We start from the raw sequence: 11,072 nt of genomic DNA on the forward strand, positions 1-11,072 counted from the left end.
CTTATTATACCATATCCTAACACATATGGCAACTATTTTAAGCTAATTATTATCTCTAAAACAATTTTTTGGCAGCAAGTAACGCTTCTTTTGTAATTTCTACTCCAGATATCATAGTGGCTATCTCATTTAATTTTTCATCATAGTTTAACATTTTTACATTAGAAAAGCTAATATTATCATGGTAATGCTTAATAACTTTCAAGTGATTAGTGCTAATCGCTGCAACCTGTGCTTGATGAGTTATAATGAAAATTTGATTTTTTTTGCTTATTTCTTTTAGCTTTAATGCAACTAAATGAGCTGCCTTACCACTTATACCCGTATCCACCTCATCAAATATCAATGTTTTAGAGGTTGTATTTAAAGCAATCTTCAAAGATAGCATAAATCTAGATAACTCACCTCCAGATGCAATTTTATTCAACTTGTCATATGGTTGATCCAGATTTGTTTTTATAAAAAATTCATAAAATTTTGTACCTTGCTTATTCCATTTATTTTCAGGAAGGTCTTTTATTTCAATTTTAAAAGCTGTTTTTTTCATTTGTAAATCAGCTAAATTAGACATCACCAAGCTTTCTATTCTGGTAATGATAGCAAGCCTTTCTGCCGCAATTTTATCTGCATATTTTTTAAAATTACGTGATTTCTCTGATAAAGTTTCTCCTAGATTTTCAAAATCTAATAACTCTTGTTTACTCTCAATTAATTTCTTTTTAGTTATGCATAACTCATCATAAAGATTATCTGCAGATAAATTATATTTTCTAGCTAACTGCTTTAACCGCGAAATGGCTGCTTCTACATCTTCCTTCTCTGCTACATCTACACCTGTCACATTAGCTTCTGCTAAAATTTCATCAGCTAGCATTAATTGTTGTTCTATCTTATCTAAAAATAAAGATGTTTTTTGCTCATCTTTTTGCTTATTTCTAATTAAATAGCGCTGTAGTGCTAATAATTTATCTGTAATAGAATTTTGCGCTGAAAAACATTTATTTACCTCATCATAAAGATCCGCAACTTCCATTTGTTGCTTAATTAAATTCTTTTTTATTAACAGATTTTCATAATAACTCTCAGATAAATCTACATTAGCAAAATCTGTCAAAAAAGCTTCTAATTCAACTATGCTAACTTTTAATTGCTCTTTCTTAGCTTGAGCATTCCTGTATTTCTCTTTTACAGCATTATATTCTTGAAATAAGGATGCTAAAATTGCTAAATTATCTTGTTCTAAAAGCAAAGAGTCGATAAAATTAATATGCTTACTCTCATCAAATAATACATTATTATCAAATTGACCATGAATTTCGATCAACAATTCTGCTAGTTTATTTAGTAACTTTACTGATACAGGCTCTGCATTAATAAAGTTTTTTGACTTACCTTGCTCTGAAATTACTTTTTTTAATATTACAACATCATCATCAAACTCAATATAATTTTCTGTACAGAAATTTTGTGCATCCAAATTTTGCGAGATATCAAATAAAGCAGTTATTTGTGTATTTTCATTATTATTACCCAATGATTCTATATTCACTCTCTTTTGTGTGAAACATCTTAATGCATCTATAATCATAGATTTACCAGAGCCAGTCTCACCAGTAATTACAGTTAAACCATTTTTAAAATCTATTTCTAGATTTTTTAACAAAATAAAATTTCTAATTTTTAAATTAATGAGCATCTAGTTAAGATATAATTTACTAAATTCTACGCTTTTTAACTGCCAAAAGCTTTCTGTAGTTTGCGCTGCCAAAATCTCAGCATGATATTTTGCCTGCTCAATTAAACCAAGTGCAAAATATGTTTCCACTAATCTAAAACTAGCTTCTTTGCTATATTTAGTTTTTTTATATTCGATTAATATATTTTCAAACCTTTTTAAAGCTGGTATATATTCTCCTCGCTTTAAGTGAGTTCTGCCTATATCTAAATTATAATTTGCTAGCTCATTATTAATTTCTGTCAATTTCTCAATAGAATAGGGCGTGTATTTTTTTTTGGAAAATCTGGATATTAATTGTAAAAAGCTTTTTCTAGCACTCATAGAACTATTTTGCTCTCTTAAGTAGTCAGATCTACTCACATAATATGCTTCAGCCCTTAAAAAATACATATAGTCTACATATTTATTAGCCGGTCTAAGTTTAATGAATTTTTCTGCAGCAGAAATGGCAAGGTCATAATCTTTATTAATATAGTTAATAAATGCGTTTAATATTTCGGCTTTAACTGAATAGTTAGAATAGGGGTGATCGCTTTCTATAATTTCTAAATTATCTATAGCTGAAAAGTAATTACCTTTTTTAAGCTCTTTTAGAGACTCGTTATAATAAAATTCAACTTTCTTTTTTTCAGTTTTATCGGAACAAGAAAATAAAAATAATAAAATTATAGTAAAAAAAATCTTATGTATCATTATTATATTTAAAATTTTAAATTATGTTTTCAAAGCCGTTTAATTTAGTACTTGTTTATACATTATGTATAGTTAATTTACTAATCCTTTTTTTACCCTTTATACTAATAGCTTCACCTATCTTTATTTATAGCAAGGAAAACTTTACTCAAGGAATAATTGACATGCTATATATAAGTTTTTTTATTGTTAGCTCTATAATGATAATATATTTAATTTTAGATACATTGTTTGGCTTCACTATATGGAACTTAACCAAAGGCTGCAAAAATATAACTAAATATTATAAAAAGCATCCTTTTATGAAAGAAATAACGCTTAACTTTAACTTTTTGCAAAATAAATTTTCAACTAAAAATGTAAAATTATTAATCTCAAAATCTTCTGCTGTAAATGCTTATGCTATTGGTTCAATGAGAAAAAAAATTGTGGTTATTACACTAGGTTTAATTGCAAATATTAGAAAAAACTCTGAATCAGAAGAAGAATTTCAATCAGCGATTAAATCAATTTTAGCTCATGAAATATCCCATTTAGTAAATAAAGATTTTATGCCCGCACTATTATTATTTGCGAATGAAAAAGCCACAAATTTTATTTCAAGATTGATTAATATATTCTTTAACATTTTAATCAGAGTCTTTAACATTATACCAATAATTGGCTCTTTACTTACACAAGTTGTAATTATTATTCATCGAATATCTAGTTTTCTGCTAAATTTCTTTTATCGCTATATTCTAGTAAAAGTCTATAATCTATTAAAATTACATATAAGCAGACAAACAGAATATCGCTGTGACTACCAAGCAGCAGAGGCTTGCGGCGGTAAGGAAATGGCTAATGCTTTATCTTTTCTTGGCGATAATGGCTATTTTACAATTTTCTCTAGTCATCCAAGAACTCTTAAAAGAATTAAACATGTTGTAGATGTAAAAAAATCAGAAAAAAAAATAAAAATTTCTATAATTAATCGTATAAGTAATGCAAGCTCAATTTTAATTTTAGTTGTAATGCTAGATGTTAGCTGGAGTTATTTGAGTAAATTAGAATATTTAAATTTTAAAAATAATCAAAATATTCAACAAATATTTTATAAACAAAAATATTATCTAAATATTATTAATAATAATTTAAGAAACATATTAAATTAAATGGCTGATAATTTATTTTCATCTACTGATAAGCAATATTACGACAATTTAATTAAAAAGATCAAGCTTTGCGATAAGCAATATTACATAGATGATAACCCAGAACTTAATGATGCAGATTATGATAAATTGCGCCAAGAATTAACTTATATAGAAAACAAATACCCAAAATGGAAAAGTATAGATAGCCCTTCTGCAAAAGTTGGATATACGGTACAAGATCAGTTTAAAAAAGCTAATCACTCTAAAGCTATGCTATCTCTAGCTAATGCTTTTTCCATTAAGGATGTTGCGGAGTTTGTTAATAAAATTCAAAAATTTCTAAATATTAATGAATTTCCTAAATTATGTGTAGAACCAAAAATAGATGGTGTTTCTTTTGTAGCAAAATATAAAAATCACGAATTTTATCAAGGAATAACTAGGGGAGATGGCAAAATAGGGGAAGATATTACTGAAAATTTAAAAGTAATTTCTGCTTTACCAATGAAACTTACAAAAAATGCACCGCAGGAATTAGAGGTTAGAGGAGAAATTTTTATCAGTAAGGAAGATTTTGCTACCTTAAATAAAACGCAAGAAGAAAATGGTAATAAGATCTTTGCCAACCCAAGAAATGCAGCGGCAGGCTCTTTAAGACAATTAGATACTAAAGTTACTGCTAACAGAAATTTGCAGTATTTTATTTATTCGGTCATAGCTGATAATTTTGCTGTTGATCAATTTTTAGCTTTAGAAAAAATTCGCAATTTAGGTTTTAATACAAATTTGCACAGCAAATTAGCGTGTAATATCAGTCAGTTGCAAAGCATATTTAAAAGCATATCTGAGGAGCGTTTTGCTCTACCATATGACATAGACGGAATGGTATATAAGATAAATGATTTTAATTTACAAGATAGGTTAGGGGAAATAGCAAGATCACCTAGATGGGCAATTGCACATAAATTTCCGGCAGAAGAAGCTAAAACAAAATTGGAAGATATAATCATTCAAGTTGGTAGAACAGGAATTTTAACACCAGTTGCAATATTAACCCCAATCAATCTTGGTGGCGTAATAGTGTCTAAGGCATCACTTCATAATGAAGATGAAATAAAAAGAAAAGACATTCAAATAGGTGATATAGTAAATATAAAAAGAGCAGGGGATGTAATACCTAAAATTACTTCTGTTGATTTGAGTAGAAGAAAAAATACTAAATTATTTATTTTTCCAAATAATTGTCCTGTTTGTAAGAGCAAAGTAATAAAGGAAGAAGAAGAAGTGGCAGTAAGATGCATTGCTGAATATAGTTGCAAAGCGCAAATTCTTGGTAAATTGAGACATTTCGTCTCAATAGGTGGCTTTAATGTTGAAGGGTTAAGAGATAAGCAAATAGAATTCCTTTACGATAAAAATCTGATAAAAAGTAGCTATGATATATTTACATTAGAAATTAGACAAAATGATACAGCTCTAAAATTGGAAAACTATCCAGGCTGGGGTAAATTATCTGTAAATAAACTATATAAATCTATAAATAGCTCCAGAAATATAACCTTAGATAAATTTATTTATGCCTTAGCTATAAAGCATGTTGGCTCTAATGTATCCACATTACTTGCAAAGCATTATACCTCAATAAACAAGCTTTTAACTGCAACAAACAATCTAAAAGATAAAGATAGTGCTGCATATTTAGAATTAGTTAATATTGATGGTATTGGCAATAAAATTATTGCAGCAATAATAAAATATTTTTCTATAGAAGATAATATGATTTTAGTTAAAAATTTAACTACTGAATTAACTATAAATAATTACATCATATCTAACATTAATTCTAAGATTAATGGTAAAATAGTAGTTTTTACCGGAAGCCTAAGTAAAACAACTAGGTTAGAGGCAAAAGCAAAGGCGGAAAAAGCTGGTGCTAAAGTAGCAAGCTCAATATCAAGTAAAACTGATTATTTGGTTGCAGGTGAAGGTAGCGGCTCTAAATTGAGTAAAGCTAAAAAATTAAATATCAATATAGTTACAGAGGAAGAATGGCAGAATTTACTTTAAATCAAAAAATTTCAGATGATTCTATATTAATAAGCAAGCTAGAATTATCCGAGTTGCGCTTAATGAACGATGCGAACTATCCCTGGTTTATTTTAATACCACAGCAAAGTAATTTATGTGAGATTTATGATTTAACAGATAATCAGCAGAAGATATTAATGAGTGAGATTAACAAATTAGCAAAATTTATTAAAACCCATTTTAAGGCAGATAAAATCAATATTGCAAATCTGGGTAATATAGTTGCGCAGCTACATATACATGTTATTGCAAGATATAAAGATGATCAAGCATGGCCAGATCCTGTTTGGGGCAAATATCCGCAAAAAAAATATTTAACTGAGCAAATATTAGCTATTAAAGAATTATTTAATAAATATTAATTTTGAGGCTTAATTTGAGTAAGCAGAGCGATAATTACTATAATAATATATCTTTTTATCTATTACCTTTCCATATTCGTCAAATTCTAAAATAATCAAATTCTGTTCTAAATTTTTGCTATAGTGATTAAAACTGTTAAAATTATAAAACCAAATTTTATCATCTCTTTTATAATTTGGTTTGCCATATAGTTTTGCTATATGATCAATATTAGTGTAATTTTCATATATTGAATTATAAACTTGGTAGTTGCTTAAATTATATTTATTAAATTCATTACGAGCCGAACATGAATATAAAAACATTATTAATAAAATAATTTTTATATTTTTAAAATTACTAAATAACATCTATCTACTTTATGTTATTTGCATTAGATATTATGATTTTTATTCGTCAACTAAATTATACTTCAAATACATTATAAAACTATCTATATATGTTTTAACGCTACCTTCCTCTTTCTTCTTCTGCTGCTGCTGCACGTCTTGCTGCTAATCTTTGTGCTAATCTTCCTTGATTAGTAGCTGCTACTTCAGCCTCAGCTTCTGCTGCTCCACTATTTGTGTTAGATGCTGCTCTTTGTTGTTGCGGCTCTTTTTCTCCTAATTTTAGATGCATTATGTTAGTAAATTCAAAAAAAGTTTTAAATTCATTTTTAGCTTCATCTGATGATCTTCCCATAACATCTTCTCTTTCTGCTAAAGTTTGAGATATATCTATCATTAAATTACTTTTGCTGTAAGGCTTTTGTTGTCTCTTTTTATTGTCACCAGTTAAATCAGCTAATTTGCTTGAATTTTTATCTAATTCACTAATAGTCTCTCTTAACTCTATATTAACATTTTGTAATATAACTAATTGTGCCTCATTTAGCTCGAATTCGCTTTCAGCTTGAACATGATCATAATATAAGCTGGCAATATTTGCTAATGCTGCCTTTACTTCTTTTCTTGTTGTATACATAACTCATATTTTTAATTATTAATTTCTATAATTTGGCATATTTTTTTGCTTTAAAAAACATGGAAATACCTTTCATAATTACCTAATTATACTGAAAGAAGTATATTCAAAATAAATACAGAAGATAACTATCTTTAAAAATTAAACAAGCTAATATTTTTAACAAACTACTCTGTAATTTCTATAGAGATGTTCCCTTGACTAATTCTGCAGTTCTACGCTCTTGTTCTCTCTCAGTAAATTTGCCTGCTTTACTAGTAAGTGGGCTTTGTGCTTCTTGAGCTGAGCTTTTTTGTTTCTCATTTTCATCTAATAATTCATTTATACTTGCTAAGGAGCCAAAAAAAAGATTGAATTGTTCTTTATCTGGTGAAGAAAATACATCTTTTATTATCTCAGATTTTTCAAGAATCTTACCTATCTTATTTTTGGTATCACTTTGTGAATAACTTTTTTTGGTAAAAAATGATTTCCCACTATCTAAAGCAAGCAATTCCTTTATTTCAGCTCCTCCCAATTCTAATTGTGCGCAGGTTTGGCATAATTTTTCATTAACTTCTTTAAGAAGAGATAACTCATACTCATTCAACTCTTTTTGCAAAGAAGCAGTTTGTTCTTTGGGGAATAGTCTTGCTACAGTTAAAATGCCAGCCTTTAGAGATGGTCTATTATGATAAATTTCTTGAGGCTGTTTGGCTTGAGCTTCGCCTCTTACTTCTTCTGGTGTCTTTTCTTTTGCTTCTGCCATCCTTTCACCTAAAGGGCTTTCTATTATTGTCGGTAATGTTCTGACTCTTCCAGCTAGTTTTTGATCAAATTGTAATAAAGTTTGATTAAGATTTTGTAAGATTCTCACATGTTCGACTGGAAAAGAGCTGTTTAAATCATTTCGCTTATTATTAATAAATTCAGCTAAATCTATAATGGCATGATGAAACTTACTATCGGCAAAAGATATTAAGGCCTCTCCATTTATGTCAATATGCTCGTCTATTGTTAACGTTTTAGTTTCTATAGCCTCTTCTTTTAGCATTTCGTTACAATTTGACAAAAATGCTTCATCTTCACTACTAAGCTTATAATTAGCTTTTTCGCTTAAAAACCCTTGCATAAAATCATATTTATTTAAAATATATTTTATTCCACTAAGTTGTTTTATAAGAGCGTCTTCTACACCTAAAACCATGATATTAAATATTTAATTAAGTATTAAATTAATGTTTAAATTTAATATAGCGCTAAGTAATATGAATTAATAGTTATTTTAGCAAAGCTTTGCTAAACTAGCTATTAATTATTAATTTATTCAGCATAGTTAAATTTATGGACGCTATATTAACAATTCATGATGCATGTGTGAATTTTGGTAATAAACCTTTATTTGAAGATTTATCATTAAATATACATAAAAATAGTAAAATATGTCTAATTGGCAAAAACGGGGCGGGTAAAACTACTTTAATGAGTATGATTACTGGAGAAAAAGAATTAGATAATGGTAAGAGGTGGGTAGATTCAGCCTTAACGATAGGTTATTTGAAACAAAATATAAAACCGCAAAAAAATCAGACTATTTATGAATTTATTTTTTCTGCTTTAAAGCCTGAAAGACAGAATGAGGAATATAGTTATTTAATAGAAATGGTAGCTAATCCGCTAGAACTGGAATTAACTGCATTAATGAATGAATTATCTGGTGGTCAGTTAAGAAGGGCAGCATTAGCTTATGCTCTAGTTGAGGACCCTGACTTATTATTATTAGATGAGCCTACAAATCATCTTGATTTAGATGCTATAAAATGGCTTGAAGATTATTTATTAACATTTAATGGAAGTTTTATTTGTGTTAGTCATGATAAGAGATTTTTAGAAAATATTTCAAATAAAGTTTTTTGGTTAGACAGAGGGAAAATTAGGATTTGTCCAGAAGGCTTTAAGAAATTTCCCGAATGGTCAGAAATGCTTATTTTGCAAGAACGAAGAGAATTGGAAAATAGACAAAGAAATTTAAGCTTAGAAGAGGATTGGGCAAATAGGGGAGTTAAAGCAAGGCGTAAAAGAAATATTCGCAGATTAGAAGAAATGAAAAAAGAGAGAGCTCTCTTAAAAGAAGATAAAGGCTCTTTTTTTAATGCTATAAAAAAAGTAGAGCTACCAAAATTAAGTGCGACTGAGGCATCTAAAATTCAAGCTGAATTTATAAAAGTTAATAAATCTTTTAAAAAAAACGATCAGGAAGTAAGCATTTTAAAGAACTTAAATTTGCGTATCATTTATAAAGATCGTATTGGTATATTGGGCAAAAATGGTTCTGGTAAATCTAGTTTTCTAAAATTACTAATTGGTGAAATGGAAGCAGATAGTGGCAAAGTAAAGTTAGGTCATAATCTTACAATTTCATATTTTGATCAAAACAGAAGTGAGTTAGATCCAGATAAAAGCTTGTGGCAAACTTTATGTCCTAATGGTGGAGATTACATAGAAGTTTCAGGGAAAAATAGACATGTATGTGGTTATTTAAAAGATTTTATGTTTGATCCTAAAATGGTGCAAAACAAAGTAAAAACCTTATCTGGTGGGCAACAAAATAGATTGATGTTGGCAAAAATATTAGCAAACCCTGGTAGCTTTTTAATTTTAGATGAACCAACTAACGACTTAGACATGGATACATTAGAATTATTGGAGGATATTTTGGCAAATTATAATGGTACTTTATTTATTGTAAGTCATGACCGAGATTTTCTGGACCAAACTGTAAATAAAATCTTAGCTTTTGAAGGTGATGGATTAATAGAAGCATATATTGGTGGTTATAGTGATTATTTATTAGCTAAAGATGTTGTAAAAGAAAAAACCAAAATTATAAAAAAAACTAATGAAGTACAAAAAACTCAGACTGTTAAAAAAAACAGATTATCCTACAAGTTACAATATGAATTAGAGACTTTACCAGGAAAAATTTCTACATTAGAAAAGCTTATTTCTGAGCAAAATATTTTACTTAAAAAACTAACTAAAGAAGATCTTATATCAGAAGAATTTAGTAAATTAAGTTTAGAAATTGCAAATAATCAATTTGAATTAGATCAATTAGAAACTAGATGGTTAGAATTAATTGACTAATTTTATCTTATCGTTATTTTCAAAATCGTGCTAAATATACGAAGAAAAAAACAAGCTTTTTCATTAGTTGAATTATCAATAGTTTTAATAATTATTGGCTTACTTATTGGTTCTATTTCAGCTGGCTCAAAATTAATATTGCAAACAAAATCAAATAAATTAGCCCGTTTATATGAAGAGTAAAACAGATCTATAACTGTATTTATTTAACATATGATAGTTATCCTGGTGACAAAGCAAATATTTCAAGTTTTTTTAGTGGCTAAACAGATGGTGATGGTGATAATATTTTAAGTACAGAAGAAGGTTATAAAGCATGGCAACACCTAGCTCTAGCTGATATTTTAACTGGCAGTTATGATGGCACTAGTGAATCTCCTGAATTTGACAGTGGTGACAATATTGCTAGTAAAATTATATTAAGACATCACGCTAAAATATATTCTAATTCTAATACAAATTACATCAGTAGTATCAGAACTGTAGATACAAACTGGGAAGGTACAATAAGCTCAAATAAAGCCTATATGATTGACCATAAAATAGACGATGGAAGCCCAAAACAGGAAATATAATCTCATTCAACTATATCATTAATGGTCGTGGCGCAACAAAACCTTGCGCTATAAGAGATGATACATCAGCAGAAGTCACTCATGGATATACAAGTGGTGGCTTAAGTTACCAACTTAACCCTGATGAAGTAGGCTGTAGTTTCATGCTAAAATTAACTAATCAATTATCAAAATAATTTTCTATTGGATTAATAGAATAATGAATAGCTAGGATATAATAAAAGAACCAAGCTTTATTACTTATAAAGTTAAACAAATCAATATTTTAGTAAGTAAAGCTCTTTATACCCACTAAATATTTGTATAGACCTAAAAATTATGTTATAATAAGCAGCATAATTATTATTTTAGGGTATTATGAGATTAACAGAAGTAAATAGAACAACA

10 protein-coding genes are annotated in these 11,072 nt (G+C 28.2%); 5 read left to right on the plus strand and 5 right to left on the minus strand.

All coding sequences use genetic code 11. The features are described from left to right. Positions 1 to 55 precede the first annotated feature (55 nt). Both HOH73_00820 and bamD read right to left on the minus strand, forming a co-directional pair. A complete protein-coding gene (locus HOH73_00820) occupies positions 56 to 1,696 on the minus strand; it encodes an AAA family ATPase (protein MBT5827411.1) in 1,641 nt (546 codons plus the stop codon). Then, positions 1,697 to 2,431, minus strand: a complete 735-nt coding sequence (bamD, locus tag HOH73_00825) for an outer membrane protein assembly factor BamD (protein MBT5827412.1) — start codon at positions 2,429 to 2,431, stop codon at positions 1,697 to 1,699. Positions 2,432 to 2,631: 200 nt separating this feature from the next. Between bamD and HOH73_00830 the strand changes: the two genes are divergently transcribed. The 3 genes from HOH73_00830 to HOH73_00840 are packed head-to-tail and all read left to right on the plus strand — an operon-like array spanning position 2,632 to position 6,017. After that, on the plus strand, positions 2,632 to 3,585 hold the full coding sequence (locus tag HOH73_00830; GenBank protein MBT5827413.1) for a M48 family metalloprotease: 954 nt from the start codon (positions 2,632 to 2,634) through the stop codon (positions 3,583 to 3,585). Continuing rightward, positions 3,586 to 5,634 (plus strand): NAD-dependent DNA ligase LigA, encoded by a 2,049-nt coding sequence (gene ligA, locus HOH73_00835; GenBank protein MBT5827414.1) that lies wholly within the window; start codon positions 3,586 to 3,588, stop codon positions 5,632 to 5,634. After that, the gene (locus HOH73_00840; protein MBT5827415.1) at positions 5,616 to 6,017 is read left to right on the plus strand and encodes an HIT domain-containing protein; all 402 of its coding nucleotides are present in this window, start codon (positions 5,616 to 5,618) and stop codon (positions 6,015 to 6,017) included. The genes ligA and HOH73_00840 overlap by 19 nt, the downstream gene beginning before the upstream one ends. A 9-nt stretch (positions 6,018 to 6,026) precedes the next feature. Here the strand turns inward: HOH73_00840 and HOH73_00845 are convergent, their stop codons facing one another. From HOH73_00845 to HOH73_00855, 3 genes are all read right to left on the minus strand, one after another. Then, positions 6,027 to 6,368, minus strand: coding sequence for a hypothetical protein (locus tag HOH73_00845; GenBank protein MBT5827416.1), 342 nt, complete (start codon positions 6,366 to 6,368; stop codon positions 6,027 to 6,029). A 100-nt stretch (positions 6,369 to 6,468) separates the two neighbouring features. After that, on the minus strand, positions 6,469 to 6,984 hold the full coding sequence (locus HOH73_00850; protein ID MBT5827417.1) for a hypothetical protein: 516 nt from the start codon (positions 6,982 to 6,984) through the stop codon (positions 6,469 to 6,471). Positions 6,985 to 7,165: 181 nt separating this feature from the next. Then, positions 7,166 to 8,170 carry a hypothetical protein gene (locus tag HOH73_00855; GenBank protein MBT5827418.1) on the minus strand — a complete coding sequence of 335 codons (1,005 nt, stop codon included), beginning with the start codon at positions 8,168 to 8,170 and terminating at the stop codon, positions 7,166 to 7,168. Between the two features lie 137 nt (positions 8,171 to 8,307). On the opposite strand from HOH73_00855, the gene HOH73_00860 reads away from it, so the two are divergent. Beyond that, a complete protein-coding gene (locus HOH73_00860) occupies positions 8,308 to 10,110 on the plus strand; it encodes an ABC-F family ATP-binding cassette domain-containing protein (GenBank protein ID MBT5827419.1) in 1,803 nt (600 codons plus the stop codon). A 27-nt stretch (positions 10,111 to 10,137) separates the two neighbouring features. Beyond that, positions 10,138 to 10,293: a prepilin-type N-terminal cleavage/methylation domain-containing protein gene (locus HOH73_00865; GenBank protein MBT5827420.1), complete on the plus strand. Its 156-nt coding sequence runs from the start codon at positions 10,138 to 10,140 to the stop codon at positions 10,291 to 10,293. Positions 10,294 to 11,072 lie beyond the last annotated feature (779 nt).

It is taken from the genome of Alphaproteobacteria bacterium, assembly GCA_018667735.1.
Classification (GTDB): Bacteria; Pseudomonadota; Alphaproteobacteria; order Rickettsiales; family JABIRX01; genus JABIRX01.

Bases quoted from the DNA above. Each gene is read 5' to 3' on its own strand.
- HOH73_00820 (MBT5827411.1), bottom strand. From the start codon at position 1,696: ATGCTCATTAATTTAAAAATTAGAAATTTTATTTTGTTAAAAAATCTA.
- bamD (MBT5827412.1), bottom strand. From the start codon at position 2,431: ATGATACATAAGATTTTTTTTACTATAATTTTATTATTTTTATTTTCT.
- HOH73_00830 (MBT5827413.1), top strand. From the start codon at position 2,632: ATGATAATATATTTAATTTTAGATACATTGTTTGGCTTCACTATATGG.
- ligA (MBT5827414.1), top strand. From the start codon at position 3,586: ATGGCTGATAATTTATTTTCATCTACTGATAAGCAATATTACGACAAT.
- HOH73_00840 (MBT5827415.1), top strand. From the start codon at position 5,616: ATGGCAGAATTTACTTTAAATCAAAAAATTTCAGATGATTCTATATTA.
- HOH73_00845 (MBT5827416.1), bottom strand. From the start codon at position 6,368: ATGTTATTTAGTAATTTTAAAAATATAAAAATTATTTTATTAATAATG.
- HOH73_00850 (MBT5827417.1), bottom strand. From the start codon at position 6,984: ATGTATACAACAAGAAAAGAAGTAAAGGCAGCATTAGCAAATATTGCC.
- HOH73_00855 (MBT5827418.1), bottom strand. From the start codon at position 8,170: ATGGTTTTAGGTGTAGAAGACGCTCTTATAAAACAACTTAGTGGAATA.
- HOH73_00860 (MBT5827419.1), top strand. From the start codon at position 8,308: ATGGACGCTATATTAACAATTCATGATGCATGTGTGAATTTTGGTAAT.